This is a genomic window from uncultured Bradyrhizobium sp., assembly GCF_964252615.1.
Lineage (GTDB): Bacteria > Pseudomonadota > Alphaproteobacteria > Rhizobiales > Xanthobacteraceae > Bradyrhizobium.
Genome location: NZ_CAXUNQ010000004.1, coordinates 1 through 26531, shown reverse-complemented (window position 1 = coordinate 26531; position 26531 = coordinate 1). Strand labels below are relative to the sequence as shown.

Annotated in this window: 23 protein-coding genes; 12 read left to right on the top strand and 11 right to left on the bottom strand. The window is 63.6% G+C overall.

The window, feature by feature from the left end:
• Positions 1-7: 7 nt before the first annotated feature.
• The 7 genes from ACFE72_RS03690 to ACFE72_RS03660 all read right to left on the bottom strand — a co-directional run bounded on the left by ACFE72_RS03690 (position 8) and on the right by ACFE72_RS03660 (position 7449).
• On the bottom strand, positions 8-1036 hold the full coding sequence (locus tag ACFE72_RS03690) for a polysaccharide deacetylase family protein (RefSeq protein ID WP_375411706.1): 1029 nt from the start codon (positions 1034-1036) through the stop codon (positions 8-10).
• A gap of 246 nt (positions 1037-1282) precedes the next feature.
• Positions 1283-3031 carry a TRAP transporter large permease subunit gene (locus ACFE72_RS03685; RefSeq protein WP_375411705.1) on the bottom strand — a complete coding sequence of 583 codons (1749 nt, stop codon included), beginning with the start codon at positions 3029-3031 and terminating at the stop codon, positions 1283-1285.
• A complete protein-coding gene (locus tag ACFE72_RS03680; RefSeq protein ID WP_375411704.1) occupies positions 3028-3696 on the bottom strand; it encodes a TRAP transporter small permease subunit in 669 nt (222 codons plus the stop codon). The genes ACFE72_RS03685 and ACFE72_RS03680 overlap by 4 nt, the downstream gene beginning before the upstream one ends.
• A 204-nt stretch (positions 3697-3900) precedes the next feature.
• On the bottom strand, positions 3901-5040 hold the full coding sequence (locus ACFE72_RS03675) for a TRAP transporter substrate-binding protein (protein ID WP_375411703.1): 1140 nt from the start codon (positions 5038-5040) through the stop codon (positions 3901-3903).
• 239 nt (positions 5041-5279) lie between these two features.
• Positions 5280-5567: a DUF1488 domain-containing protein gene (locus tag ACFE72_RS03670; RefSeq protein WP_375411702.1), complete on the bottom strand. Its 288-nt coding sequence runs from the start codon at positions 5565-5567 to the stop codon at positions 5280-5282.
• An 80-nt stretch (positions 5568-5647) separates the two neighbouring features.
• Positions 5648-6661: an aldo/keto reductase gene (locus ACFE72_RS03665; protein WP_375411701.1), complete on the bottom strand. Its 1014-nt coding sequence runs from the start codon at positions 6659-6661 to the stop codon at positions 5648-5650.
• A 350-nt stretch (positions 6662-7011) separates the two neighbouring features.
• The gene (locus tag ACFE72_RS03660; protein ID WP_375411700.1) at positions 7012-7449 is read right to left on the bottom strand and encodes a PaaI family thioesterase; all 438 of its coding nucleotides are present in this window, start codon (positions 7447-7449) and stop codon (positions 7012-7014) included.
• Positions 7450-7532: 83 nt separating this feature from the next.
• Here ACFE72_RS03660 and ACFE72_RS03655 point away from each other — a divergent pair, with 83 nt between their 5' ends.
• The 3 genes from ACFE72_RS03655 (at position 7533) to ACFE72_RS03645 (ending at position 10600) form a co-directional block, all read left to right on the top strand.
• Positions 7533-8156, top strand: a complete 624-nt coding sequence (locus ACFE72_RS03655) for an NUDIX hydrolase (protein ID WP_375411699.1) — start codon at positions 7533-7535, stop codon at positions 8154-8156.
• An 84-nt stretch (positions 8157-8240) separates the two neighbouring features.
• Positions 8241-9218 carry a Bug family tripartite tricarboxylate transporter substrate binding protein gene (locus tag ACFE72_RS03650; protein ID WP_375411698.1) on the top strand — a complete coding sequence of 326 codons (978 nt, stop codon included), beginning with the start codon at positions 8241-8243 and terminating at the stop codon, positions 9216-9218.
• Between the two features lie 185 nt (positions 9219-9403).
• Complete coding sequence (locus tag ACFE72_RS03645; protein ID WP_375411697.1) at positions 9404-10600, top strand: hypothetical protein; 1197 nt, start codon at positions 9404-9406, stop codon at positions 10598-10600.
• Positions 10601-10705: 105 nt separating this feature from the next.
• On the opposite strand, the gene ACFE72_RS03640 is transcribed toward ACFE72_RS03645, so the two are convergent.
• The gene (locus tag ACFE72_RS03640; RefSeq protein ID WP_375411868.1) at positions 10706-11008 is read right to left on the bottom strand and encodes a hypothetical protein; all 303 of its coding nucleotides are present in this window, start codon (positions 11006-11008) and stop codon (positions 10706-10708) included.
• A gap of 208 nt (positions 11009-11216) precedes the next feature.
• Here ACFE72_RS03640 and ACFE72_RS03635 point away from each other — a divergent pair, with 208 nt between their 5' ends.
• Positions 11217-11696 carry a hypothetical protein gene (locus ACFE72_RS03635; RefSeq protein ID WP_375411696.1) on the top strand — a complete coding sequence of 160 codons (480 nt, stop codon included), beginning with the start codon at positions 11217-11219 and terminating at the stop codon, positions 11694-11696.
• 96 nt (positions 11697-11792) lie between these two features.
• Here the strand turns inward: ACFE72_RS03635 and ACFE72_RS03630 are convergent, their stop codons facing one another.
• The 3 genes from ACFE72_RS03630 to ACFE72_RS03620 all read right to left on the bottom strand — a co-directional run bounded on the left by ACFE72_RS03630 (position 11793) and on the right by ACFE72_RS03620 (position 15886).
• A complete protein-coding gene (locus tag ACFE72_RS03630) occupies positions 11793-12791 on the bottom strand; it encodes a Bug family tripartite tricarboxylate transporter substrate binding protein (protein ID WP_375411695.1) in 999 nt (332 codons plus the stop codon).
• Between the two features lie 62 nt (positions 12792-12853).
• Positions 12854-13831, bottom strand: coding sequence for a TAXI family TRAP transporter solute-binding subunit (locus tag ACFE72_RS03625; protein ID WP_375411694.1), 978 nt, complete (start codon positions 13829-13831; stop codon positions 12854-12856).
• A gap of 15 nt (positions 13832-13846) precedes the next feature.
• Positions 13847-15886 (bottom strand): TRAP transporter permease, encoded by a 2040-nt coding sequence (locus tag ACFE72_RS03620; RefSeq protein WP_375411693.1) that lies wholly within the window; start codon positions 15884-15886, stop codon positions 13847-13849.
• Positions 15887-16302: 416 nt separating this feature from the next.
• Between ACFE72_RS03620 and ACFE72_RS03615 the strand changes: the two genes are divergently transcribed.
• From ACFE72_RS03615 to ACFE72_RS03580, 8 genes are all read left to right on the top strand, one after another.
• Positions 16303-17256 (top strand): tripartite tricarboxylate transporter substrate binding protein, encoded by a 954-nt coding sequence (locus ACFE72_RS03615; protein ID WP_375411867.1) that lies wholly within the window; start codon positions 16303-16305, stop codon positions 17254-17256.
• A gap of 177 nt (positions 17257-17433) precedes the next feature.
• A complete protein-coding gene (locus ACFE72_RS03610) occupies positions 17434-17919 on the top strand; it encodes a tripartite tricarboxylate transporter TctB family protein (protein ID WP_375411692.1) in 486 nt (161 codons plus the stop codon).
• A 13-nt stretch (positions 17920-17932) separates the two neighbouring features.
• Complete coding sequence (locus ACFE72_RS03605; protein ID WP_375411691.1) at positions 17933-19441, top strand: tripartite tricarboxylate transporter permease; 1509 nt, start codon at positions 17933-17935, stop codon at positions 19439-19441.
• Positions 19442-19548: 107 nt separating this feature from the next.
• Positions 19549-20496 carry a TAXI family TRAP transporter solute-binding subunit gene (locus ACFE72_RS03600; protein WP_375411690.1) on the top strand — a complete coding sequence of 316 codons (948 nt, stop codon included), beginning with the start codon at positions 19549-19551 and terminating at the stop codon, positions 20494-20496.
• A 335-nt stretch (positions 20497-20831) separates the two neighbouring features.
• A complete protein-coding gene (locus ACFE72_RS03595; RefSeq protein WP_375411689.1) occupies positions 20832-22940 on the top strand; it encodes a TRAP transporter permease in 2109 nt (702 codons plus the stop codon).
• The gene (locus ACFE72_RS03590) at positions 22901-23311 is read left to right on the top strand and encodes a DUF1850 domain-containing protein (protein ID WP_375411688.1); all 411 of its coding nucleotides are present in this window, start codon (positions 22901-22903) and stop codon (positions 23309-23311) included. The genes ACFE72_RS03595 and ACFE72_RS03590 overlap by 40 nt, the downstream gene beginning before the upstream one ends.
• 148 nt (positions 23312-23459) lie before the next feature.
• On the top strand, positions 23460-24263 hold the full coding sequence (locus tag ACFE72_RS03585) for an SDR family NAD(P)-dependent oxidoreductase (protein ID WP_375411687.1): 804 nt from the start codon (positions 23460-23462) through the stop codon (positions 24261-24263).
• A gap of 214 nt (positions 24264-24477) precedes the next feature.
• Positions 24478-26403 carry a propionyl-CoA synthetase gene (locus ACFE72_RS03580; RefSeq protein ID WP_375411686.1) on the top strand — a complete coding sequence of 642 codons (1926 nt, stop codon included), beginning with the start codon at positions 24478-24480 and terminating at the stop codon, positions 26401-26403.
• Positions 26404-26531: the final 128 nt, after the last annotated feature.

Genomic DNA, 26531 nt, shown 5'->3' with positions numbered 1-26531 from the left:
CGGCCGTTCAGTTCGCCACCGTCTGCACGACACTGGAAACCGGACGTGAGCTGACGGTGGGCAGTTTTGCGTCCTTCACCACTTCCGCGTCGTACTGGGCGATGGTCTGTAGCGGCGCTTTCGCCTTCATCTGCACCACCTTGTAACCGCCGGCCTTCAACCGGCTCAGCAGCGTCGGCAGGGCTTCGGCGGTGTGCTTCTGGAAATCATGCATCAGGATGATGCCTTTGCCGAGCTTGTTGACCTTGGTCATCACGGTTTCCACGATCTTGTCGGGTGTGCTCGCCTTGAAGTCGAACGAATCGAGGTCGCAAGAGAACATTGCGATGTCGCGGGTTCCGAGATAGGTCACCATCGCAGGGGCGTGCTGCAGTTGCGGGAACCGGAAGAACGGGGCCGGCGAGGCACCCAGCGCGAGGCGCACGGCGCTGAAGCCTTTCTCGATCTCATCCTTGGCCTGCTGCTCGGTCATGCCCTTCTTGTTCAGGTTGGCGTGCGACCAGGTATGGGAGCCGACGGTATGTCCGGCGGCGGCCACCTGCTTCAATATGTCGGGGTGATAGGTGGCATGCTTGCCGACGGCGAAGAAAATGCCGGTGGTGCATTCCTCCGCCAGCGCCTTCAGCACGGCCGGGGTATTTACCGGCCAGGGGCCGTCGTCGAACGTCAGCACCACTTCCTTGTCGGCGAGGAAATCGAGCTGCTTGAAATGCTCGAAGCCGAATCCCGGCCCCCCTGCGGTGTCGATTTCGACGACCCGGCCAATGCCGAGCGCGTTGGGGTTGGCGCAGGCGCGTTTGGCCGGGGCCGGCGCGGGTTTTGATTCGGACGCCGGCACCGTGCCGGTCACGTCGGCGAGAGGTTCGGCCTTCGCGGCAAGCTGCGCTGCCGGAGCAACCGGCGCAGCGGGAGCCGGCGCTGTCTGGGCCGCCTGAATTTTCTCCGGCACGGCGGCCGAACTTCTCATCCAGACGGCGCCGCCGGCGCCGGCCGAAACCAATCCCGCCACGACCAACCCAGCCACTACAACGCGCATAGCATCCTCGCAACCAATGGAACCCCGCGCTGTCTCGCGGCCGTTGGTTACGTTTTAGAGCAATAACGGAAAGCATCCGTTAATGATGGGGCGTTTTGCGCCGCGGACGCCGCGCAGCGCGTCTTTGCCCCACATCAGAAGAAAGACGTGGATGCCCGGCACAAGGCCGGGCATGACATGCCCGGTACAAGGCCGGGCAGCGCTTCTACGTCATGGCCGGGACGCGGGGCGACGCCGCGCCGTGCCTCAGCCGCCGTACAGATATGCCGGCAGCCACAGCGTCATCCCCGGCCATAGATACATGATGACCATGCAGACGATGACGATCAGCATGTAGGGCATCATGCCGGCGAATATCTGGTTGAGCGTGACGTGCTTCGGCGCGACCCCTTTGAGGTAGAACGCCGACATTGCCACCGGCGGCGACAGGAACGCCGCCTGCAGGTTCACGAACACCAGCGTCCCCCACAGGATCGGGTCGATGCCGAAATGCTTCAGCATCGGCAGGAAGATCGGCACGAAGATGATGATGATCTCGGTCCATTCCAGCGGCCAGCCCAGCACAAAGATGATGGCCTGGCTCAGGATCATGAACTGAACCGGCGTCATGTTGAGCGACAGAACCCAATGCTCGAGCAGGGCCTGGCCGCCGAGGATGGCAAACACCGCGGAAAACAGCGCCGAGCCGACGAACAGCCAGCACACCATCGCCGTGGTTTTTGCGGTCAGGAACACCGCTTCCTTGGTGCGCTTCCAGTCCAGGGTGCGGGCGTGGAATGCCAGAATGAAGGCGCCGGCGGCACCCACGGCGGCGGATTCCGTCGCGGTCGTGATCCCGAACAGGATCACGGCGAGGACGATCACCGTGAGGATGCCGAGCGGCATCACCGACGAGGTCAAGAGCTTGAGCACCTCGAAGCGCTCGCCATTCATGCGCAGATAGGAGCGCGCGGTCCACAGCGCCAGCACCGCCGCGCTGATCCCGAACCAGAGATAGAACTGGAAGTCCGGTCCCTTTTCGGCCGGGGTTTCGGCCGGCGCCGACACCGCGCTGCCCAGTTGCTGCAATCCTTCGACGGGAGCCGCCGCGGCCGCCGCCTGCTGATGGATGACGACGTACCACCACACCAGCGACAGGGTCAGGGCGGTGAGCAGGAAAGGCACCAGCGCGATGATGAAGTTCTGCACCACGCCCCAATAGGTCATGGGCTTGCCGTCGGACTCCAGCGTCCTCGCCTTCGCGGGCGACACCAGCGCTTTGAGCAGGGCGACGAACATGTTCGGCGAATAATGCTGTTCGAAGCTCCTGATCCAGGCCGGCACCTTGACCCGGGTCTGTTCCTCCGGCAACGGCGGTGCGATCTTCGGATCGATCAGCGCCCAGCCGATCACGTAGATGAGATACAGCAGCGACAGGAAAAATCCGGGGAACATCGCGGCCGCATACAGCTTCACGACCGACTGCCCGGCGACCGCGGCATAGACGATGATCATCACCGACGGCGGGATCAGAATTCCGAGCGTGCCGCCGGCCGTGATGACGCCGGCAGCGAGTTTTACGTCATAGCCGGCGCGCAGCATCGGGTTGAAGGCGATGACGCCCATCAGCACCACGACGGCGCCGACCAGGCCGGAAGCGATGCCCCAGAACGTGCACACGATCAGCGTCGCCACCGCAAGCGACGCCGGCACGCGGCGGAACGCGAGCTGGATCGAATAGAACATCTTGTCGACCAGCGCGCCGCGCTCCATCACGTAACCCATCAGCACGAACAACGGGATCGAGATCAAGACGTCGTTGGTCATCGCGCCATAGGTGCGCTGGACCATCAGATCGAATACACGGTTTTGCGTCCAGCTCTGCGCCGGGTCGTAGAACGCGATGAAGCCGAAGAACATGCCGAGGCCCATCAGCGTGAAGGCCGTCGCAAACCCCATCATGATGACGACGACGATGAGCGCCAGCATCAACAATCCAAGCGCGGGGTCGCTCATGTGCTGACGTCCCCGCCCATGCCGCGCTGACGCGCCATTTCGTCGATTCTCTGCGCGCCTTCGATCGCGTTCCTGCGCGACTCTTCGTCGACATATTCGCTGTGCGCCAGCTGCTCCTCGATCACGTCGATCTCGGCGACGTCCTTGAGCCGGCTCGGCCATTCCCCGGTCTGCAGGCAGACGACGCAGCGCACGATTTCGGCTATGCCCTGCAGCATGATCAGCCCGCCGGCGACGGGGATCACCGACTTGAAATGATAGACCGGCGGGCCGTCCGCGGTGACGTTGGAATGCTCGGCGATGTGCCAGGAGTCGGCGGCATAGAAGTAGCCGGCGTAGATCAGTGCCGCGATGCCGGGCAGGAAGAACACGATGTAGAGCACCAGATCGAGCGTGGCCTGGGTGCGGGGCCGCATCGAGGAATAGAGGAAGTCGCCGCGGACGTGGGCGTTCTGCGCCAGCGTGTAGGCGCCGCACAGCATGAACAGCGATCCGTACAGCATGTTGTCCAGATCGAAAATCCATGATGTCGGCATGTTCATGATGTAGCGCTTGAACACCTCGATACAGACCACGCCCATCAGCAGAATGATCAGCCACGCCGCGGCCTTGCCGACCCAGGTGCTGATTTCGTCGATGGTGTGCAGGAAAGTCTGGACGGTCATGTGATGCGGTCGTTCAGGTTGGGTAGACGCGCTGCTGCCAACAACGCGTCGTCCCCGCGAAGGCGGGGACCCATAACCTCCGACGGGTGTGTTGGAGCACTAAACCCCGCAACACCATCTGCAAGCACAGGCGCCGGTGTATATGGATCCCCGCCTTGGCGGGGACGACGTTGTAGTTTGCGGAGACGGCGCACCAGCACAGCGTCAGATTTTCTTCGCCGCTCCGTTGGCGCCCCAATAGTGGTCGTAGGCCATGCGGCGGTTCACCACGGTGTCCTGCTCCCATTGCGTGGTCCGCTTGGCAAAGGCGAGCTGCGATTGCAGGATTTCCTTGAACAGCGGATTTTCCGCCGCCTTTTTCCTGACGACCTCGTCATAGATTTCGAGCTGCTTCTTGAGAATGGCGTCGGGGGTCTTGTAGAACTTGACGTTGTCCTTGGTCTGCAGGTCGGCGTAGTCCTGCGAATACCGGTCGATCGCCTTCATCGACATGTCCGCCGAAGCCGCTTCGACGGCATTGGCGATGATCGCCCGCATTTTTTCGGGCAGGCCGTCGAATTTCGTCTTGTTGAAGGTGATCTCGAACTGTTCAGCATTCTGGTGATAGCTTTGCAGCATGCAGATCTTGGAGACATCGGCAAATCCGAGCGCGCGATCCGACGAGGCGTTGTTGAATTCGGCCGCCTCGAGCAGGCCGCGATCCATTGCCGACACGATCTCGCCGCCCGGCAGCGCGTTGACCGCAGCGCCCATCGCCGTGAATACGTCGATCGAAATGCCGACCGTACGATATTTCAGGCCCTGAAAGTCCTCGACCTTGGCCATCGGCTTCTTGAACCAGCCCAGCGGCTGCGTCGGCATCGGTCCGTAGGGGAACGAGACGACGTTGGCGCCGATCGATGCATACAGCTTGGCGAGGAGCTCCTTGCCGCCGCCGTATTTGTGCCAGGACAGCAGCATATTGGCGTCCATTCCGAACCCCGGTCCGGAGCCCCACAATGCAAGCGCCGTCTGCTTGCCGTAGTGATAGACCAGCACGCCGTGGCCGCCGTCGAGCACGCCCTTCGACACCGCATCGAGCAGGCCGAATGCGGGGACCACGGCGCCGGCCGGCAGCACGTCGATCTTGAGGTCACCGCCGGTCATGTCGTTGACCTTCTTGGCGTAATCGAGCGCGTATTCGTGGAAAATGTCCTTTGACGGCCAGGTGCTCTGCCAGCGCATGCTGATCGGGCCCTGCGTCTGGGCGATGGCCGGCGCGGCGACGGCGGCCGCGGCTCCGGCCGCGGCCGCCTTCAAGAAGCGGCGGCGCGTCGAGGTCTTGTCTCTGGTCGGTGCGGTCATGGTCTCTCCCCGTTTCGGCGCCAGTCCTTGTAGACCGGCCTTTATTGATTGGGCGCAACACAAAGGCCTGCGCGGGGATTTGGCAACAATGAACGCGGCGATGCGACGCTTCGACGCGGCCTTGGTCCGGTACATCGATGGGCAATGTGATGTTTCCGTAAGTGCCGGAAGAGCCGAAGCCGAAGGCGAGGCCTAAAGCAAAGCCGAAACCGAAGACCGGGCCGCGTTGAGGCGGGAGGTCAGGAGCGCGGCGGACGAAAATCGATGGCACGCAGGATCACGCCGGGCGGATTGCCCTCGAGTTCGACATCGAGGAATTTGCGTGAGGCGCGTTCTTCGATGCGGTCGCGCAGCCGCAAAAACTGCTGCTCGCGCTGCTCGGGCGTTATCCGGGTCGATCCTTCCAGCCGGTCCATGGCGTCGGTGCTGATGGCGCAGCGTATCTCGGTGTTGTCATTCATCATGGTGAACAACACGACCATGCGGTTGAAGTCGTAGGCCTGAAAGCCGCCTGGTGTGAGCGCCATACGGTGCTCCTTTGCTGCCGATACCCTGTGAAACAGGCATCGAGGCTGCGCCGTTTCCAGGCGAATAGCCATGATTTTCTTCAGCCCGTCATTCGTGGTCGCCGCCCTTCGATCGGATATGCCGGATCGTTGAACCCCGGCGTCGATGGATGGCCGCTAGCGACCAGCCGGTCGATCAGGGCTTCGTCCTCGGACGTGAAGCGGTAGTCGAGCGCGCGGACGTAATCGTCCCATTGCTCCTCCGTGCGCGGTCCGGCGACGACGCCTGACACCGACGAGGAGTTCAGCACCCACGACACCGCGAATTGTCCGGCGGTGATCCCCTTGGCTTCGGCATGTCCGCGGATCTCCTGCGCCAGCTTGAGCGATTCGGCGCGCCACTCGGTCTGCATCATGCGGGCGTCGTTGCGCCCGGCACGGGTATCCCTGTCGGGCGGCGCGTCGGGACGGTATTTTCCTGTCAGCACGCCGCGCGCCAGCGGGCTGTAAGGCACGATGCCGAGCCCGTAGTAACCGCAGGCCGGAAAATGCTCCACTTCCGGCATGCGGTTCATCGCGTTGTAATAGGGCTGGCTGACAATCGGGCGGTCGATGCCGAGGCGGTCGCAGATGTTGCAAATCTCGGCGACGCGCCATGCGCGGTAGTTCGAGACGCCGAAATAGCGCACCTTGCCCTGGCGAATGAGATCGCCCATCGCACGCACGGTTTCGTCGAGCGGCGTCGAATGATCCTCTTTATGCAGATAGTAGATGTCGATGGCGTCGGTGCCGAGCCGCTTCAGGCTTTCCTCGGCGGCCTGCAAGACCCATCGCCGCGACAACCCGCCGCGATTGGGGTCGCCGTCGATCTGGTTGGCGAGTTTTGTCGCCACAATCCAGTGCCGGCGGCTGCCGGAAATGGCGCGGCCGACCACCTGTTCCGACTTGCCGCCCGCATACGCATCGGCGGTATCGATGAAATTGATTCCGGCCTCCCGGGCCTTGGCGACGATCCGTGACGACGTCGCCTCGTCGGTGGCCGCGCCGAACATCATGGTGCCCAGACAAATCGGCGAGATCTTGAGGCCGCTGCGGCCGAGCGGGCGGTAATCCATGGGGGTATTCCTCATGATTGGTTTGATCGTCATTGCGGGGAGCGGACCGAGGAAGCAATCCAGCGACAAACGCCTCATACGCGGGCCTGACCCCGCGCATCCATTACCCTTCGAAACGACTCTTTCAAAGCGGATGGATTGCCGGGACGAGCCCTACTGGATTCACACATCCCGTCATACGCGGGCTTGACCTGCGTATCCATCCATCTTCGGAAGAGTCGTTTCGAAGGGGATGGATTGCCGGGTCAAGCCCGGCAATGACGGCGAGATGTGTGCATCCAGTAGGGTCAAGCCCGGCCAGGACGAAAGAAAGCCGGATTGCTTGGCCGCAAGGCTCCTCGCAATGACGACTACGTGGCGCGCTCGCGCCCGTCTTTCATCACCTTGAATACTCCGCTGGCCATTGCGACGCAGCGCTCGCCTGCGCTCACCTCGGTGGTCACGAAAATCAGGCTGCGTGTAGCACGCACCACCCGCGGCCTCGACACCAGAAGCTCGCCGATCCTGGCGGCATCGACGAACTGGGTGTCGAACTGCACCGTGGCGAGGCTCTCCGAACCGGATACGAATCGCGCCGTCATGCCGCAACTGCGGTCGGCAAAGGTCATCAGCACGCCGCCCTGAACCACGCCGCGCCGGTTGTGGTGCTTGTCCTCCGCGACCAGCGCGTATTCGTGCATGTCACCGACGGTTCGATGCCAGAGCGGCCCGACCAGCGCGATGAAACCGGTGGCTTCCACGGCGCTCCATCCGACGGATTTGAGGTTCTCGGCCGTGGCGTCGGTCATGGCATTGCTTTCAGTTTCCGGAAAGGAGCGGGCGGGTGTTCGCAACCGTTTCATCAATCGCCGGGGTGTTGTAGTCAAGCGGGATGATCCAGCCCTTCAACGAAGCCACAAGGCGCACTATCGCCGGGCGCTGCGCGGCGTTCGCGCGGCTCGAACCAGGCGATGTAAGCGGGCTGAAGCGGGCCGCGGTCGCGCTCGTGCTGGTGGAGGCTGCCGCGGGCGGAACGGCGTTCCTGCTGACGCTGCGCGCCAGAGGACTCCGCGCCCACAGCAACCAATGGGCGCTGCCGGGCGGACGCTGCGACGAAGGCGAGGCGCCGGTCAAGGCGGCGTTGCGCGAACTCCACGAAGAACTCGGTCTTGAACTGGGCGAGGGCGACGTTCTCGGGATGCTCGACGATTATCCGACCCGATCCGGCTACCTCATTACGCCGGTGGTGGCGTGGATGGCGGAGAGCGGAAAATTATCGCCGAATCCGGCCGAGGTCCGCTCCGTGCATCACATCGCGCTTGGCGACGTCGAGCAACTCGATGCCTTCGACTTCATCTCGATTCCGGAAAGCGACCGCCGCGTGATCCGCTTTCGACACGCCGGCCAGTTCATCCATGCGCCGACTGCGGCGCTGATCTACCAGTTCCGTGAAGTGCTGGCCGGACGCGACACGCGCGTGGCCGATCTGGAACAGCCGGTGTTCGCCTGGAAGTAACCTTTAGGCGGATTGCGGATGGCAGACCTTTGAAAGACGATGCCGGCCAACCAACAACAGCAGTCGCGGAGGACTTGTCCGAAAATGCGTATCTGGAAAACTTTGCTTGGCGGCGCCGCTGCATTCGTCCTCCTGAGCGCGCCGGAGTCCTCCCATGCGCAGGGCTACCCGAACCGGGCGATCACGCTGGTGATTCCGTTCGCGCCGGGTGGGAGCACCTCGATCGTCGGTCGCGGGATCGCCGACAGGATGAGCGAGTTGCTGGGCGAAAAGATGGTCGTCGACAACCGGCCGGGCGCCGGCGGCACCGTCGGCACCAGGGCGGTGGCGAGAAGCGAGCCCGACGGCTACACCCTTGTGCTGGGCTATACCGGGACGCTCGCGATCGGTCCGTCGCTGTACAAGAACGCGGGCTACGATCCGCGCAAGGATTTTGCGCCGATCGGCCTGATCGGCAACGCGCCGAATTCGCTGGTGGTGCATCCGTCGTTTCCGGCCGCGACGATCGCCGAACTGATCGCCTACGCCAAGGCCAATCCCGGCAAGGTCAATTTCGGCTCCGCCGGCGCGGGCACCGTGAGCCATATCACCGGCGAATATTTCGCGGCTTCCGCCGGAATCAAGCTCGTGCATATTCCCTACAAGGGAACCGGGCCGGTGCTCACGGATCTGCTCGGCGGCCACATCCCGATGGCGTTCGCGCCGATCCCGGCCTCGCACCCCAATGTCTCGGCCGGAAAGTTGCGGGCGCTGGCGGTGACCAGTACCACCCGCTCCAGCCTGTTGCCGGACGTGCCGACCATCGCCGAGTCGGTGCTGCCCGGCTTCGACGCCTCGCTTTATTACGGGCTGGCGGCACCTGCCGGAACGCCGCGGCCTGTCATCGACAGGCTGAACAAGGCATTGCGCGACGCCCTCGCCTCCGACGAGGTAAAGAGGCAGCTGACCCAGGACGGCACCGAAATCACGCCCGGCTCGCCGGAAGACTACGCCGCCTTCATCGACAAGGACGAAAAGAAATGGTCGCAGCTGGTCAAGGCCAGCGGGGTCGAGCAGGAGTGAGATCTTAACAGGTCATCCCGGCCACCTGCGTATTCTTCTTGGGGGCGTTGCAGGGCGTGGATGCCCGGGACAAGCCCGGGCATGACGCACTGGAGGGGCGGGCTGCAGCTCCGGGCATGACGCACCGGAGCGGCGGGCTTCCAATTCGCGGCTGACTTTGACAGCGGGCTTGCTAAACAGGCCGGATGCCGTGCCACGCGATTCGCCGTTGCCATCGTTATGTTTCCGCCGCGCTGCTGCTGTTCGCGCCGCAGGCATTGGCGATGGATGCCGCGACAGTCCCAGCAACAGCGGCGAACGCGATGGCGCAGGCGGCCTCGCCGCAGGCGATCGCCGAATACCGGCGCAAGCTGCAGGAATATCTGGAGGCGCGCGCGGCGTTCGACGCGGAGGCGGGCGCCTACTGGAGTTCGATCTCGGAAAAGCGGCGTGGACGCAACGCCAAGCGCCGCGACCGTCAGCAGATCACGCTCGACGATTATGTGCTGACCCAGCCGCCGGTTTATGACGGGCCGAACCGGCCGGTCGACCCGACGCCGGATCAACGGCCGCCGCGGGAGCGCAAGCCCATTCCCGTCGTTGCCGACCTGCTCAAGGCCGCCGCCGAGCATTTCCAGTTCGCGCCGCAACGCCCGGCGAGTGAAATCGAGTTCAAGCGCGCCTATGCCCGCGCCGCATCCGCCGCAGGACTGACGCGGGAACAGGCCGTTCGGGTCTACGCGTTCGAAACCGGCGGCAACGGCAATCACGACATGCAGTCCGGCCTGAGCGCGTCGCGGCCGGGGTCGCGGGCGATTTCGACCGCCGTCGGTTACAATCAGCTGCTCACCACCAACAGCGTCGAACTGGTCGCCGAGCAGGGCCACGACATGGTCAAGGCGCTGGCGGAAAAGGCCGCGCGATTGTCCGGCCCGCCGCGCGCGGCGATGGATCACAAGATCGCGGTGCTGAAGCGCATGGTGGCGTTCGCACGTTCGGTGCCGGACGAATGGGCCGCGCACGAAAAACTCGCCGATACGCCGCAGGGCTGGGCCGTTCATGCCATGGTGCTGGACATCGACGTCGGCCCGCTGCTGCAAACCCACAAGCTGCTGACCTCCGTCATCTTCGCGCGCAACAAGGGTCACGCGCGGCCGCTGACCGCCGCCGAACTGGAGATGATGAACCTGACCGGCGATGGCACCGGGTTCGACATGGTGACAATGCCGCAGCCGATGCGCGAACGAATCCCGACCTCGAATTTCTTTCAGCGCTCAGGCTACGAACGCAATCCGGTGGCGATCCGCAACAACACGGTAGCCAAGCTGCTGGCAGTCACCGATGCGCGGATGGACTCCAACAGCAACAATCCGGGGGCCAGGGATCTGGCCGCGGCGTTTTAGCTCGGTTGATTTCGTGCCCCGGACGCGGTGCGGCATTCCAAGGCGTATGGCACCGGCTCTGCGCCGCATCGCGCGGTGAAGCGCTGCGCAGTGTCCGGGGCAGGACTATCCCGGCCCGAACTTGAACTTGCCGTCGCCTTCCAGGTATGGCCCGGAGCGGAGGTAAAGCTGGCCGTTCTCGCCGATGAAGAACAACGTGCCCCTGGGTATCTTCTTGGCGCCCTTCAACAGTTCTTTGGCGTTGTTGGTGCCCATCTTGTAGGAAAATGTCTTGCCGTCCTTGTCGTAGGCGTAGCCCATATCCGGCGCCAGCACCCACGGCATCGGCGCCGCGCTCTGGGCGCTTGCCGATGCCGCCGGCGCGATCAGTGCGACCGCCGTCACAACCGTCTTCACCGAAAATTTCATCATCGTGCATTCTCCAGCGACTGATCCGGATACTGTGCTCCCGATCGCGGCAGTCATCCGGGACAAACCACGAACGCCGTTCTTCCGTCAATACCGCGACACGCCCTGCGCACGTTCGCGACTTTGTCATTTCACGATTCAAGCTTCGCGGCTATCTTCCGGTCCGGCCATGCGCTGCCGCCGCGACTGCGGCCAAGGGGATGATCGGATGAACCACGTGTTAAAGGCCTGCTGCCTGGCCGGATTGATCGTCTCGGCCCTTGCGTCCGCCGCGGCGGCGAATGAATACCGGCTGGGCAACAACCAGCGCATTTCCTGCAGCCGGGGCTTGAGCCCGGGAAAACTCAGCACGGCGACGTGCAAGTCCTACGCCTATGTTTTCAATACCAAAACATCGGAATATTTCCGCTGCTCGGTTAGCATGTCGCTGACGCGGGACAACAAGGAAGTGATCAACAACCAGAGCGAGGGCAATTGCGTCAAGAAGCCCCGCATCTTCGACAGCGACTCCAGCTATTCGTTCGACGCCACCGAAACCGAGCCGCCGAATACCAACTCGTTCTTCGGACAGGGCGGCTACGCGGTATGGGCCAGCGACAATAGCGCGCGAAAAGTCCGCGGCTGCATCATCATCAGTTCCGGCCTCGGATCGGACGTCACCAAATGCGTGGACATGAAGTTCGAGTGAAGCGGGGGGCTGGCGAAAAGACGGTGTGGTCATTGCAAGGTGCGTAGCGACGAAGCTTCGCCCGCAAGGACGGAATTCTCCCGGGCATGCGCCGATTCACTCCGGCCTGATGCCGGCGAATTTCGCCACCTTGCCCCACTTCTCGGTTTCGGCCAGCACGTAAGCCTGCATGTCCTCAGGGCTTCCGCCGGCAGGTTCGGCACCGAGCTTGCGCAGCCGCGCGATGCCGTCTTCGGTTTTAAGAAACCTGTCCACGCTGGCATTGAGCCGGCCGATGATTTCCTTCGGCGCTTTCGCCGGCGCGCCGACGGTGAACCACGAGGCCGCCTCGTAGCCGGGCACGCCGGCTTCCGCAATGGTCGGAATTTCCGGCAGCAGCGGCCACCGCATCGTGGTGGAAACGGCCAGCGGGCGGATCTGCCCCGCTTCGGCGAACGGCTGCGCCGCCGGCAGATTGTCGATCATCACGTGAACCCGGCCCGCGATCAGGTCGGTCAGCGCCGGCGCGCTGCCCTTGTACGGGACGTGGGTCATCTCCACGCCGGTCATGGATTTGAACAGTTCGGTGGACAAATGCGCCGTGCTCCCGAGTCCCGGCGTGCCGTAGAACAATTCGCCTGGCTTGGCTTTCGCATAGGCGATCAACTCGGCGACCGATTTCACCGGCAGCGCGTTGCTCACCGAGCACAGGTTCGGCACCCGCGCAATGACGATCACCGGCGCGATGTCCCTGACCTGGTCGTAGGTCATGGTTTTGAACACAAACTGGTTGATCGCGTGCGTGCCGGGCGTGCCGACGATGAAGGTGTAGCCGTCGGGTTCGGATTTCGCGACGTAATCGGCGGCGATGTTGCCGCCGGCGCCGACCTTGTTCTCGACGATGAACTGCTGGCCGAATTCTTCCGACACTTTTGCCGCGACGACCCGCGCCAGGATGTCGGTGGTGCCGCCGGCCGCGAACGGCACCACGAATTTGACCGGCCGCGTCGGCCATTCCGCCGCGCGCGCCCGGCGCGGCAGTAGCGGCAGCGCGCCCAATGCGGCGCCGATCAGGACGGAACGGCGGGTTGGCGTGGAACAATCGAGAGATCGCATGTCGGTATCGTCCTTTAAGTTGACCTCTCTACGTGTCGTCCCCGCGGGCACGACCGCGAAGTCTATCCTCCCACGCCCTTTTCCTTGAAGTATTTCAGCGCGCCGGGATGGAACGGCACCGGCGAACGGTCCTGCACCTGGTTGTCGAGCGAAAAACTTTCGGCTTCCTTGTGCACGGCGACGATGTCGGCCTTCTTCTCCACCAGCGTCTTGACGATCGCATAGGCGTCGTCGTTGCTCATCTTGTCCCCGGTCACGATCAGGTTCCAGACCTCGGCGATGGTATTGTCCTTGTCGGTGCCGGGATAGGCGCCGGCCTTGATCGTGCTCGATGTGTAAAGCCTGCCGTATTTCGCGTTCATCTTCTCGACCATGTCGCCGTGGTCGATCAGCTTCATCTTCATGCCCGGCGTGGCCGCAAGATCGGTCACCGCGGCGGTGGGAATGCCGCCGACCCAGAAGAACGCGTCGATCTTGCGGTCCTTGATGGCGTTGACGGATTCGGCAACCCCGAGCCGCTCGCGCTTCATGTCCTTGTCCTTGTCGAGACCCGCCGCCTCGATGACTCGGAACGCCATCACCTCGGTGGCGCCGCCGGGCGACCCGGTGGAGACGCGCTTGCCTTTCAGGTCCGCCATGGTTTCGATGCCGGTGCCCTCGACGGTTACGACATGCATGCGGTTCGGATAGACCACCAGCAGCGTCTGCAGCGGCACCTTCATGCTCTTGAATTTGTCGTTGCCCTGCATCGCATCGAGCGCGGCGTCAGCCATGGTGAAGGCGAGTTCGCTCTGGCCGGTGCCGATCAGCTTGAGATTGTCGATGGAACCGCCGGTGACTTCGGCGGTGGCCTGCACGTTGGGAAGATTTTTCGACAGCACGTTGGCGATGGCGCCGCCGAGCGGATAATAGACGCCGCCGGTTCCGCCGGTGCCGATCGACATGGTTTTCTGCTGGGCGTGGACGATTCCCGCCAGCGCCAGCCCCATCGAGACGGCAAGGGCCAGCACCGTCATGCTCTTTTTCGTCTGCGTCATCATCACATCACTCCCTGACTATGTTGTAAGGGCCGGTCTTGGCGTCGCCGGCGTTCTGTATTGCCACAGCAGCACGCCCAGGCCGATGATCAGGCCGGGCACATAGGTATAGCTGATGTCGCGTCCAATGATCCATTCGACGATCGCCTCGATCAGGCTCGGAAATACCAGCAGCAGTCCCGATAGCAGAAGCAGGCCGCGCTCGACCGGCGTATTTTGTCGCAGCGCCCAGTTCTGCGCGGTCGCGGCGAGCGCCACCAGTCCCAGCGTGGTCTTGATGGTGATTTCGGCCACGTCGACCCACGAGCCGCCCTTGGGGATCGCCAGCAGCAATCCGACGCCCTGCGGATCGAGTACGAAGACGAACGGGACCAGGAACGCCGGCAGCGTGTATTTCCACGACTGCAGCGTGGTCTTGTAGGGATCGCCGCCGCAAATCGCCGCGGCCGCGAAGGGCGAGAGCGCCGTCGGCGGCGACACCTCCGACAGCACGGCATAATAGAAGATGAACATGTGCGCGGCGTAGTCCGGCACGCCGAGTTTGATCAGCGCCGGTGCGGCGATCACCGCGCAGATGATGTAGGACGCCGTCACCGGCACCGCGAGGCCGATGATCCACACAATCAGCGAGGTATAGATCGCGGTCAGGAGCAGGCTGCCGCCGGCATAGCTGATAACGATCGAGGAGAATTTGAGCCCCAGTCCGGTCAAGGTCACCACCCCGACCACGATGCCGGCGCAGGCGCAGGTGGTGGCCGCATTGAGCGCGCCGATCGAACCATCGGCAAGCGCCTTGACCAGCTTCTTCGGCACCAGCGCGGTATCCTTGCGCAGGAAACTCAGCGCCAAGGTGACCGCCGTGGCGTAGAACACCGACAGCGACGCCGAATAGCCGACCACCATGAACACCACGACGGCGAGCAGCGAAACGAAATGGAAGCCGTAGCGCCGGGTCATCTGGCCGAGCGACATTTCCGGCGTGAAATCGACATCCTTCGCGCCGAATTTCTTGGAGTCCAGTTCGACCATGATCAGCAGCGACAGGTAATAAAGGCAGGTCGGGATGGTCGCCATCCAGATCACGTCGAGATAGCTGATCTTGAGAAATTCCGCGATCAGGAACGCGGCGGCGCCGAGCACAGGCGGCGACAGGATGGCGCCGAGGCCACCCGCCGCCAGCAGTCCGCCGGCGGCGTTTTTCTCGAAACCCGCCTTGGCCAGCATCGGATAGGCCACGGTGCCGATCATCACGGTCGTGGCCACGCCCGAGCCCGACGGCCCGCCCAGCAGGAATGACGACAGCACGACCGTGCGGCCGGCGCTGTTCGGCTTGCCGCCCATCAGCGCCAGCGAGAAGTCGATGAAGAATTTGCCGGCGCCGGATTGCTGCAGGAACGCGCCATAGATCGTGAACAGGATGATCAGCGTCGCCGAGACATCGACCGCGACGCCGAAAATGCCTTCCAGGGTGATGAACAGGTGTCCCACCAGCCGCGGCAGGTCATAGCCGCGATGGGTCCAGGGCGCCGGCAGATGCGGCCCCAGTATCGCATATGCGATGAAGAGCAGCGACACCACCGGCATGATCGGTCCGGTGGTTCGCCGCGTCGCCTCCAGCAGCAGCACGATGAACACCAGGCCGACGACGACATCCAGGCGCTCGGGCGACGTGGCGCGGTCGGTGAAGTCGTCGCCGCCCCACAGCGCATAGACAATGGTCGCAACCGCGAAGATTCCGGGAACGATGTCCCACCAGCGCACGCGATTGCGGAACCGCATCGCCGCCGGAAACAGCAGGAAGCTCAGCACCAGCGTGAACGCCACATGGGTGTAGCGCAGTTCCTGGGTCGGCACGATCGCATAGGCGGCATAGAGATGAAACAGACTCATGACCACGGCGATCGTGGTCGAGATTTTCCCGGCCCACCCCATCAGCCGGTTGGCGGCGCCTTCTTCCGCCTCGACGAAGGCTTCCGCCTTGAGCAGCGCCTCGTCAGAGACGACCACCGTCTCCGCGCCGGAGCGTGGATCGCCGCGCGGCGAATTGTCTGCAGCCATACGTCCCCCGCCATCCCCTTTTGCGGACTCTGTCGTCGGTCCGCGCTTTTATCGGCGGCGCATTGATGCCGGATTTGGAAAGGCTGGCAAGAGCTTATTGGGCACAATGAGAGCGAATGCGACCAAGGGTGAAGGAGCATCGTCATACGCGGGCTCGATCCGCGTATCCATGACCTTGGTGAAGTTTCTTCGAAGACGATGGATCACCGGTCAAGCCCGGTGACGGCGGGGAAAGAGCCGTGTTCATCCCGGCGCCGAACAAGCGCTGCTTAATGCCGCAGCAATCGCCGCCGCGCAATGTGCAATTCTTTGACGCGCATTTGCCGGTCCTCTATCCTTGCCTCAAAGCGACGGCATCCGGGGAAACCGAGGGGCCGCACAAGGGAGGTTTGCCGATGTTTCGCACCACGCGCTTGATGATGCTGTTGACCGCCCTTGCGTTGGCCGCGCTCACCGGCACGCTGCCGGCGCAGGATTATCCGACAAAACCGATCACGCTGATCGTGCCGTGGCCCGCCGGCGGATCGACCGACATCTCGATGCGCGCGATCGCCGAGAGTGCTTCGAAACATCTCGGCCAACCCATCGCCATCGACAACAAGGGCGGCGGCGGCGGTACGGTGGGCCCGGCGACGATGGCGGCTGCGGCCAGGCCCGATGGCTATACCATCTCGCAACTCCCGATCACGGTATTCCGCCTGCCGCTGATGCAGGAAGTGTCGTGGGACCCGGCCAGGGACTTCAGCTACATCATTCATCTGACCGGCTACACCTTCGGCGTCACCACCAGCGCCGAGTCGCAATTCAAGACCTGGAAGGACGTGATCGATTTCGCCAAAGCCAATCCCGGCAAGGTGACTTACGCCACCCCGGGCACCGGGACTTCGCTGCATGTGGGCATGGAGCAGATCGCCGGCATGGCCGGGATCAAGCTGACCCAGGTGCCGTTCAAGGGTGGCGCGGAAACCAACGCCGCGGTGCTCGGCCAGCACACCATGCTGCAAGCCGATTCGACCGGCTGGCGGCCGCTGGTCGACGCCGGCAAGCTGCGGCTGCTGATGGTGTGGACATCGGTTCGCTCGCCGAATTTCCCGGACGTGCCGACGCTGAAGGAACTCGGCTATCCCATGGTGTACGATTCGCCATTCGGTATCGGCGGACCGAAAGGCATGGATCCGAAGATCGTCGCCAAACTCCACGATGCCTTCAAGAAGGCGATCGAAGATCCCGCCGTGATCGCGACCCTTGCGAAGTACGACATGGTCCCGAACTACAAGAACACCGAAGACTACAAGAAATTCGTCGTCGAGCTCACCGAGTCCGAAAAGAAGGTGATCGACACCCTGGGGTTGGCGAAGAAGACGAATTAGCTGTTTCCCGCGCGCGACGCGGCGCGCAGCCCTTGCGAAGCGCTGCTTCGCAGAACCGGGACCCCGGTTTCTTCGAGTAGCAAGCAACCGGGGCCCCGGATCAGCTGCGCACCACGCCGCGAAGAGGCGGCGCGCTGCGCAGCATCCGGGGAACGCTGTGGATGAAAAGAACAATGAATGACTGACCGAACCGGCCCCCCATTTAAGCTCAACAATTCCGAACTCTGGGGCGGCGTCGTGGGGCTTGCGCTCGGCATTTTTGTGATCTGGTCGAGCTTCAGGCTCAAGATCGGGTCCATCCACGATCCGGGCTCGGGTTATGTGCTGTTCTACACCGGCATCCTGATGTGCCTGTTTGCGGTGACGATCATTATCGCCGCGGTGACCGAGGGCGGCCCGACCTTTGCCTCGCGGTGGGAGGGCACGCGCTGGACCAGGCCCGCGATCCTGATCGGCTGCCTTGTCGTCTACTGCTTCGCGCTCGGGCCGCTCGGATTCCTGCTGGCGTCGATTCCGCTGCTGCTGCTGTTGCTGCGTAGAATCGACCCGGTGCGCTGGCCGCTGGCGCTTCCGCTTGCGGTGCTGGCGCCGCTCGGGGTGTGGTGGGTGCTCAAGCATGCGCTGCTGATTCAGTTGCCGGTGGGCATTTTCGAAATCGGCTGAACGGGCGGAGCCAATGGACACAGTTCTCAACGTCATGCACGGCTTTTCGGTCGCGCTGCTGCCGATCAACCTGCTGTATTGCTTCATCGGCGTGTTCATCGGCACGCTGGTCGGAGTCCTGCCGGGCATCGGCCCGATTTCGGCGATGTCGCTCCTACTTCCGGTGACGCTGTCGGGCACGCCGGAATCCGGCATCATCATGATGGCCGGCATCTATTACGGCTCGATGTATGGCGGATCCACCACCTCGATCCTGGTCAATATTCCCGGCGAGGCGGCCTCGGTGGTGACGTGTATCGACGGTCACCAGATGGCCAGGCAGGGCCGCGCCGGACCGGCGCTGGGCATCTCCGCGCTGGGCTCCTTCATCGCCGGCACGTTTTCGCTGGTCGCGCTGATGCTGGTGGCGCCGTCGCTGGCGGGCGTGGCGGTCGCGTTCGGCCCGGCAGAGTATTTCAGCCTGATGGTGCTGGGTCTGGTGGTGCTGACATTCCTGACGCAAGGCTCGATGGCCAAGGCGCTGCTGATGGCCTGCATCGGCGTCGTGCTCGGCCTGATCGGGCTTGACGCCATCACTGCGCAACCGCGGTTGACCTTCGGCCGTCTCGAACTGATCGACGGCATCGGCCTGGTGCCTGTCGTGATGGGCTTGTTCGGCCTTGCCGAAGTCCTGACCAATACCGAGCAGATCATCAAGCGCGATATCATCGACGCGAAAATCACCCGGTTGCTGCCGAACGCCGCCGACTGGAAAGCCAGCGCCGGTCCGGTTGCCCGCGGAACGCTGCTTGGATTCTTCCTCGGGATTCTGCCCGGCGGCGGCGCCGTGGTCGCCTCCTTTGCGTCCTACGCGCTGGAAAAGCGGCTGTCGAAAACCCCGGAGCGATTCGGTCATGGCGCGATCGAGGGCGTCGCGGGCCCTGAGTCCGCCAACAACGCCGCCGCCGGCGGCGCCTTCATTCCGCTGATGACATTGGGCATTCCGCCCAATGTGGTGATGGCGTTGCTGCTGGGCGCCTTCGTGATTCACGGGCTGCAGCCCGGGCCGTTGCTGATCACGCAAAATCCCGGCCTGTTCTGGGGCATCGTCGCAAGCATGTATATCGGCAATCTGATGCTGCTGGTGCTGAACCTGCCGCTGATCGGGATGTGGGTGCAGCTTCTGAGGCTGCCGTACAACATTCTGTTCCCGATGATCATCCTGTTCACGATCATCGGGGTGTATTGCTCAAGCAACAATGTGTTCGACGTCTATGTGATGGTCGCGTTCGGCATCATCGGCTATTTCATGCGCAAGCTCGGCTACGAGCCGGCGCCGCTGGTGCTGGCCTTCGTGCTGGGGCCGATGCTGGAGAACAACTTGCGCAAGTCGCTGATCCTGTCGCAGGGCGATCTACTGACGTTCATGCAGCGCCCGATCTCGGCTGCGTGCCTCATGCTGGCGGCGGTCCTGTTGGTCGGCCCGCTGCTGCCCTCGCTTCGCAAGAAGCGTGCGATCGTTGCGCTGGACGAAGGCGCGTAATCCGGTCCGGGTTCCACTATTGCAACAGGGTGGTTGGCCGTTTGGATGGGTTGACCTCGGGCGCCCGCCCGTCCACGTTCCGGCCAAATCCCAGGGAGAATTCGCGTATGCGTTTCAAGCTAATTGTTGCCGCCGTCGCGGCCGCGGCGGTGTCATCGGCCCCCGCAGCACAAGCCCAGTCATTCATCAACGTCCTGACCGGCGGCACCTCCGGGGTGTACTATCCGCTCGGCGTTGCCATCGGCAAAATCTTCAGCGACAAGGTTCCGAACGTCAAAACCCAGGTGCAGGCCACCAAGGCGTCGGTCGAGAATCTCGTGCTGCTGCAGCAGGGCCGCGGCGAGATCGCGTTCACGCTGGGCGATTCGCTGAAAGCCGCCTGGGATGGCGACGAGGAGGCCGGTTTCAAGTCCAAGCTGGACAAGCTGCGCACCATCGGCGCGATCTATCCGAACTATATCCAGATCGTCGCGACTTCGGAGAGCGGCATCAAGACGCTGGCCGATCTCAAGGGCAAGAGCCTTTCCGTCGGCGCCCCGAAATCCGGCACCGAACTCAACTCCCGCGCGATCCTGGCCGCGGCCGGGTTGAGCTACAAGGATCTCGGCAAGGTGGAATACCTGCCATTCGCCGAATCCGTCGACCTGATGAAGAACCGGCAATTGAATGCGACGCTGCAATCGGCCGGCCTCGGAGTCGCGTCATTGAAGGACCTGTCGACCTCGAGCGAGATTACCGTGGTCTCGGTTCCCAAGGAGGTGGTCGACAAGATCGGCCCGCCCTTCGTATCGGTGAACATTCCGGCCAACACCTATAACGGCCAGGACAAGGACGTGCCGACCGCCGCGGTGGTGAACTATCTCGTCACCAGTTCCGCGGTTTCGGAGGATCTCGCCTATCAAATGACAAAACTGATCTTCGAATCGCTGCCGGAACTGGCCAATTCCCACGTTGCCGGCAAGGAGATCAAGCTGGAAACCGCGGCGACGGGCAGCCCGGTTCCGCTGCATCCCGGCGCGGTCAGGTATTACAAGGAAAAGGGTTTGATCAAGTAAGCCGTCCGCGATCGTCGATAGTCCATATCGGCTATAATGATCGTCGTGGCCGGGCTTGTCCCTCCTGGATGCACACATCTCATCGTCGTTGCCGGGCTTGACCCGGCAATCCATCCGCTTCGAAGCGACTCTTGCAAAGACGGATGGATACGCGGGTCAAGCCCGCGTATGACGAGATGTGTGAATCTCGCAAGGCCCGTTCCGGCCATCACGTCTTGGCTGCCATCACGTCTTGGCCGCAAAGAAAGACGTGGATGCCCGGCACAGGACCGGGCATGACGAACGCGATATTTCCGGATGTGCTAATATCGGCCCGCGCGATGGGGAACAAACGAATGCTGCAGGCTGGGGGCGCACACGAGCCGGTCAAGGTCGAGTTCGACAATTTTGAGCATGGCTTTCCGGAAGGTTTCGGCCCCGGCGGCTGGGGCCATCTCGCCTATGTCATCGGCATCGCATTTGCGGCGTTCCAACTGGTGATCGCGGCATGGAACATCCTGCCCAGCCAGGTGGTGCGCGGCGTCCATGTCGGCTTCCTGATCCTGATGACGTTCGGGCTGATCGGCAATTTCACCGCCAAGAGCAATGCAGGGCGCGCCGCAGGCTGGCTGATCGGCGGCGTCGGATTTCTGTGCGGACTGTATCAGTGGATTTTCTACGCCGATTTGATCGCGCGCGACGGCGATCCGACCCGGCTGGATCTTGTGGTCGGGACGCTGCTGGCGGTGCTGATCTTCGAGGGCACCCGGCGGCTGATGGGCCTGGCGCTGCCGCTGATGTGCGGCGCCTGCCTGCTGTACTGGTTCTTCGGCCAGTACCTGCCGGCGCCGCTCAATCACCGCGGCTACGATTTCGACCAGGTGATCACGCATTTGTCCTACGGCACCGAAGGTTTTTACGGCGTGCCGATCTACGTCTCGGCGACCTACATCTTCCTGTTCATCCTGTTCGGTTCGTTCCTGGAACGCGCCGGCATGATCCAGCTCTTCACCGACGTGTCGCTCGGCCTGTTCGGCGGCACCCGCGGGGGACCTGCCAAGGTCGCGGTGTTTGCATCCGGCATGATGGGCACGATTTCCGGGTCAGGCGTCGCCAACGTCGTCACGGTCGGCCAGTTCACGATTCCCCTGATGATCAAGTTCGGCTACCGCCGCGCGTTCGCCGCCGGCGTCGAAGCCACCGCATCGATGGGCGGACAGATCATGCCGCCGGTGATGGGCGCCGTCGCCTTCATCATGGCGGAGACCCTGGGCGTCGATTATTCGGTCATCGTCAAGGCTGCGGTTATTCCGGCGATGCTGTATTTCGCTTCCGCATTCTGGATGGTGCATCTGGAAGCCGGCAAGCACGGCCTGGTCGGGATGAAGCGCTCGGAGATTCCCAGCGCCTGGAAGGCGCTGGTGGCGCGCTGGTACTTGGTGCTGCCGCTGGCGGCGCTGGTCTACATGCTGTTTGAAGGGTTTACGCCGCTCTATGCCGGCACCATGGGGCTGTCACTGACGGTGGCGCTGATCCTCGGCGCCAGCATCACGCTCGGTTTCTCCTCAAACGTGCTGCGCTATATGTTCTGGATCGGGCTCGCGCTGGTGGCCGCCGCGGTATCGCGCAACGGCCTCGACATCGTATCCGTCGCCTGCATCGTCGGCGTGCTGGTGCTGTTTGCCGCCGTTACGCGCGGCGGCCGCGCGACGCTCGCGGCCTGCCGCGATTCGCTGGCCGACAGCGCCAAGTCCGCGCTCACCGTCGGCATGGCCTGCGCCATCGTCGGCACCATCATCGGCATGATGACCCAGACCGGGGTCGGCACCATCTTCGGCGGCTGGGTGATCGGGCTCGGCGAGAAGAGCCTGTTCTTGGCGCTGGTCATGACCATGTTCCTGTCGATCCTGCTCGGCACCGGGATCCCGACGATTCCGACCTACATCATCACCGCGGCGCTGGCGGCGCCCGCGCTGGCCAAGCTCGGCGTGCCGCTGATCGAAAGCCACATGTTCGCGTTCTACTACGGCATCATGGCCGACCTTTCGCCGCCGGTGGCGCTCGCGGCCTTGGCGGCGGCGCCCATCGCCAAGGAAAATCCCGACAAGATCGGATGGGAGGCGATGCGCATCGCGCTCGCCGGCTACGTGATCCCGTTCATCTTCGTCTATTCGCCGGCGCTGATGCTGCAGGCCGGCGACCCGATGGCGGCCCAGCTCGGTTTCTACGGCGCCGTGGTGTTTGCGACCTTCAAGGCGCTGGTCGCGATCGGCCTGTTCGGCATGGTCGCGATCGGGTTCCTGTTCACGCGGATGACGCTTGCCGAGCGCGTGCTTTCCTTTGCCGCGGCGCTGTGCCTGCTCGGCGACTTCCGGCTGAGCGATACGGCCGGATTCGGAGTGGCGGTTGCCGTCCTGATCTGGCAATGGCGGCAGCGCCCGCGCCCGCGAGCGGCCGCAGCTTGAGCCTCTGCCTCGCCGCGGCCGGCATCGTGAAGGCGCTTTCGATCGCGGCGTTCACGCTGGCATGGACCCACTCGATCGAGAAGATCGAGTGGCAGGAAGACTGGCGCGTCGGCGCCCAGGGGCTCGAACTGGTGCAGGCCCGCGTCAAGGGCTCCGGCGCCGGCATGGAGCCGCCGGCGGATGCGCGGCTGGCGGACGGCTGGTTTCAATGGCAGCCGCGTCGCGCGGCGATGCCGGAGGTGGTGCTGGCCAATTCGGGAGCGGCGGGGGAGTGGCGGCTCTGCACGGACGGCCGGTGCCGCACGCTGTCGGAGATTTTCGGGTTTCGGATTGGCTCCAATGTCAGCACAATGAGCGCATGTGACCCGTGAAGCCGTCATTCCGGGGGACGCGGAGCGTGAGCCCGGAATCCATAACCACCATCGTGAGTATGGATTCCGGGCCTGCGCCCGGAGGCGCATCCCGGAATGACGACAGTTTGCAAAATCGCCACCAACGAATTCTGGAAGGGAGGAGCCGATGAATCGCCTCGAGGGAAAAACCGCGCTTGTGGTCGGTGCCGGCTCGATCGGCCCCGGCTGGGGCAACGGCAAGGCCACGGCGGTGACGTTCGCGCGCGAGGGTGCGCAGGTGTTCTGCGTCGATCGTAACGGGGCGGCGGCGGAAGAGACCGCGAACATCATCGCTTCCGAAGGCGGAACGGCGCGCGCATTCACCGCCGATGTTTCACGCGCCGGCGAGGTCGAGGCGATGGCCGCGGCCTGCGTAAAAGCTTACGGCCGCATCGACGTGCTCGACAACAATGTCGGCATCGCCGAGATGGGCAGCGTGGTCGAGGTGTCGGAAGCCGATTGGGACCGGGTGTTCGCGGTCAACCTGAAGAGCGCGTTCCTCGCCATGAAGCACGTCATCCCGGTGATGGAGCGGCAGGGCGGCGGCTCGATCGTCAACATTTCGTCGATCGCCTCGATCCGCCATCTCGGCATTTCCTATGTCACCTATGCCACCACCAAGGCCGCGATGAACCAGCTGACGCGCACCACAGCGGTCGAATTCGCGCCGAAACATATTCGCGTGAATGCGATTCTGCCGGGCCTGATGAAAACGCCGATGGTCGAACACTCCGCGGGATTGGCCGCGAGCTATGCCAAGGGCGATGTCGAAGCGATGTGGCGCGCCCGCGACGCGCAGGTGCCGATGGGCCATATGGGCGAGGCTTGGGACGTCGCCAATGCGGCGCTGTTCCTGGCGTCGGACGAATCGAAATATGTCACCGGGATCGAGCTGGTGGTTGACGGCGGGATCACCTGCAAGGTGGGGTAGGTCCGTGCTTTGGACGTAGCGCAGGACGGTCCTGGGTCTGCGCCGCGGCATCAAGAATGCCGCATTGCGCTGGGGACACACCTCACCCCTGCGCGTATGTTGCGTCACGCGCGGGCTTGACCCCGCGCATCCATCCGTCTTCACAAGATGATGGATTGCCGGGTCAGGCCCGGCAACGACGCGAAAAGCCGATCGGGCGCCCGGGAGACACGCCATGAACATCCACGACACCAGCCGCTATCACGACGTCCACGCGCGCTCGATGCGCGATCCCGAGGGTTTCTGGGGCGAGGCGGCACGCGAGATCGACTGGATCGAGCCTGCTAAAAAGATCTTCGATCCCGCCATGGGCCTCTATGGACGCTGGTTCACCGGCGCGGTGGTCAACACCTGCTACAACGCGCTGGACCGCCACGTCGCCAGCGGCCGCGCCGACCAGGTGGCGCTGATCCACGATTCGCCTTTGGCAGATCCCGCCGCACCAAGCACGGTCACCAAACTCACTTATGCGCAGATGCTGCACGAGGTGCAGGCCCTGGCGGCCGTCATGCAGGATTTCGGCGTCGCCAAGGGCGACCGCGTCGTTCTCTATATGCCGATGGTGCCGGAGGCCATGATCGCGATGCTGGCCTGCGCGCGGATCGGTGCGGTGCATTCGGTGGTGTTCGGCGGCTTCGCGGCGACAGAACTGGCGACCCGTATCGAGGCCACCCGGCCAAAGCTGGTGTTCTCCGCGAGCTGCGGACTGGAGCCGGGCCGCTTCGTGCACTACAAGCCGCTGCTCGACGAAGCCATAAGATTGTCCAGCGTCAAGCCGGATGGCTGCATCATCCTGCAGCGGCCGCAGCAGCAATGCGAGCTCGTTGCAGGCCGCGACCACGACTGGGCCGAGCTGCGCCGCAACGCCATCGCCGCGAAAAAATCAGCGCCTTGCATTCCGGTGCTGGCAACCGACCCGCTCTACATTCTTTACACCTCGGGCACGACCGGAAAACCCAAGGGCGTGGTGCGCGACAATGGCGGCCACCTGGTCGCGCTGAAATGGTCGATGTTCAATCTCTACGGCGTCGAGCCCGGCGAAGTATTCTGGTGCGGAAGCGACATCGGCTGGGTGGTCGGCCACAGCTACATCATCTACGCGCCGCTGTTTCATGGCGCGACCTCGATCATGTACGAAGGCAAGCCGATCGGCACGCCGGATGCGGGCAGCTTCTGGCGCGTGATCTCGCAACACCACGCGGCGGCCTTCTTCACGGCGCCCACTGCGTTCCGCGCCATCCGCAAGGAAGACCCGGAAGGAAACTTCATCCGCCGCTACGACCTGTCGAAATTCCGCACCTTGTTCCTGGCCGGCGAGCGCGCCGATCCGCCGACGGTGGAATGGGCGGAGAAGCAGTTGAAGATTCCGGTGATCGACCACTGGTGGCAGACCGAAACCGGCTGGTGCATCGCCGGCAATCCGGTGGGGCTCGGCATGCTGCCGGTCAAGCACGGCTCGCCGACGGTGCCGATGCCGGGCTATCAGGTCGATGTCGTCGACGAGGCCGCCAGGCCGCTGCCGGCCGGCACCATGGGCTCGATCGTGATAAAACTGCCGATGCCGCCGGCTTGCCTGCCGACGCTGTGGGAGCAGGACGAACGCTGCAAGGAAGCCTATTTCAACGAGTTTCCCGGTTATTACAAGACCTCCGACGCCGGCTACAAGGACGGGGACGGCTACGTCTATGTGATGGGCCGCACCGACGACATCATCAACGTCGCCGGCCACCGGCTCTCCACCGGCGGCATGGAGGAGATTCTCGCGTCGCACCCCGACGTCGCCGAATGCGCGGTGCTCGGCGTCAAGGATGCCATCAAGGGCGAGGCGCCGTGCGGCTTTCTGGTGCTGAAGGCCGGAGTGACCCGCGCGCATGCCGAAATTGAAAAGGAAATCGTGGCGCTGGTGCGCGACAAGCTCGGCCCGGTGGCGGCCTTCAGGCTCGCGATCACCGTGGCGCGGCTGCCGAAGACGCGCTCGGGAAAAATCCTGCGCGGCACCATCAAGAAGATCGCCGACGGGGATGAATGGACCATGCCGGCGACCATCGAGGACCCCAAGGTGCTGGAGGAGATCGAGGGCGCGCTGAAGGGCAGGGTGTGACGATATCGCCATGCCCGGGCTTGACCCGGGCATCCATCAAACAACACGCCTTGATTTGGATGGATTGCCGGGTCAAGCCCACGGCTGTCCGGTTCATTGAAAGTATAGTCCAAGTTTCAGCTGATTTG

Excerpts from the sequence above, each read along its gene's own strand:
- ACFE72_RS03600 (WP_375411690.1), top strand. The coding sequence starts at position 19,549 with ATGCGTTTCAAGCTAATTGTTGCCGCCGTCGCGGCCGCGGCGGTGTCA.
- ACFE72_RS03635 (WP_375411696.1), top strand. The coding sequence starts at position 11,217 with ATGAACCACGTGTTAAAGGCCTGCTGCCTGGCCGGATTGATCGTCTCG.
- ACFE72_RS03670 (WP_375411702.1), bottom strand. The coding sequence starts at position 5,567 with ATGGCGCTCACACCAGGCGGCTTTCAGGCCTACGACTTCAACCGCATG.
- ACFE72_RS03625 (WP_375411694.1), bottom strand. The coding sequence starts at position 13,831 with ATGATGACGCAGACGAAAAAGAGCATGACGGTGCTGGCCCTTGCCGTC.
- ACFE72_RS03650 (WP_375411698.1), top strand. The coding sequence starts at position 8,241 with ATGCGTATCTGGAAAACTTTGCTTGGCGGCGCCGCTGCATTCGTCCTC.
- ACFE72_RS03580 (WP_375411686.1), top strand. The coding sequence starts at position 24,478 with ATGAACATCCACGACACCAGCCGCTATCACGACGTCCACGCGCGCTCG.
- ACFE72_RS03665 (WP_375411701.1), bottom strand. The coding sequence starts at position 6,661 with ATGGATTACCGCCCGCTCGGCCGCAGCGGCCTCAAGATCTCGCCGATT.
- ACFE72_RS03610 (WP_375411692.1), top strand. The coding sequence starts at position 17,434 with ATGACTGACCGAACCGGCCCCCCATTTAAGCTCAACAATTCCGAACTC.
- ACFE72_RS03685 (WP_375411705.1), bottom strand. The coding sequence starts at position 3,031 with ATGAGCGACCCCGCGCTTGGATTGTTGATGCTGGCGCTCATCGTCGTC.
- ACFE72_RS03640 (WP_375411868.1), bottom strand. The coding sequence starts at position 11,008 with ATGAAATTTTCGGTGAAGACGGTTGTGACGGCGGTCGCACTGATCGCG.
- ACFE72_RS03620 (WP_375411693.1), bottom strand. The coding sequence starts at position 15,886 with ATGGCTGCAGACAATTCGCCGCGCGGCGATCCACGCTCCGGCGCGGAG.
- ACFE72_RS03605 (WP_375411691.1), top strand. The coding sequence starts at position 17,933 with ATGGACACAGTTCTCAACGTCATGCACGGCTTTTCGGTCGCGCTGCTG.
- ACFE72_RS03690 (WP_375411706.1), bottom strand. The coding sequence starts at position 1,036 with ATGCGCGTTGTAGTGGCTGGGTTGGTCGTGGCGGGATTGGTTTCGGCC.
- ACFE72_RS03585 (WP_375411687.1), top strand. The coding sequence starts at position 23,460 with ATGAATCGCCTCGAGGGAAAAACCGCGCTTGTGGTCGGTGCCGGCTCG.
- ACFE72_RS03655 (WP_375411699.1), top strand. The coding sequence starts at position 7,533 with ATGATCCAGCCCTTCAACGAAGCCACAAGGCGCACTATCGCCGGGCGC.
- ACFE72_RS03675 (WP_375411703.1), bottom strand. The coding sequence starts at position 5,040 with ATGACCGCACCGACCAGAGACAAGACCTCGACGCGCCGCCGCTTCTTG.
- ACFE72_RS03595 (WP_375411689.1), top strand. The coding sequence starts at position 20,832 with ATGCTGCAGGCTGGGGGCGCACACGAGCCGGTCAAGGTCGAGTTCGAC.
- ACFE72_RS03590 (WP_375411688.1), top strand. The coding sequence starts at position 22,901 with ATGGCGGCAGCGCCCGCGCCCGCGAGCGGCCGCAGCTTGAGCCTCTGC.
- ACFE72_RS03680 (WP_375411704.1), bottom strand. The coding sequence starts at position 3,696 with ATGACCGTCCAGACTTTCCTGCACACCATCGACGAAATCAGCACCTGG.
- ACFE72_RS03645 (WP_375411697.1), top strand. The coding sequence starts at position 9,404 with ATGCCGTGCCACGCGATTCGCCGTTGCCATCGTTATGTTTCCGCCGCG.
- ACFE72_RS03660 (WP_375411700.1), bottom strand. The coding sequence starts at position 7,449 with ATGACCGACGCCACGGCCGAGAACCTCAAATCCGTCGGATGGAGCGCC.
- ACFE72_RS03630 (WP_375411695.1), bottom strand. The coding sequence starts at position 12,791 with ATGCGATCTCTCGATTGTTCCACGCCAACCCGCCGTTCCGTCCTGATC.
- ACFE72_RS03615 (WP_375411867.1), top strand. The coding sequence starts at position 16,303 with ATGATGCTGTTGACCGCCCTTGCGTTGGCCGCGCTCACCGGCACGCTG.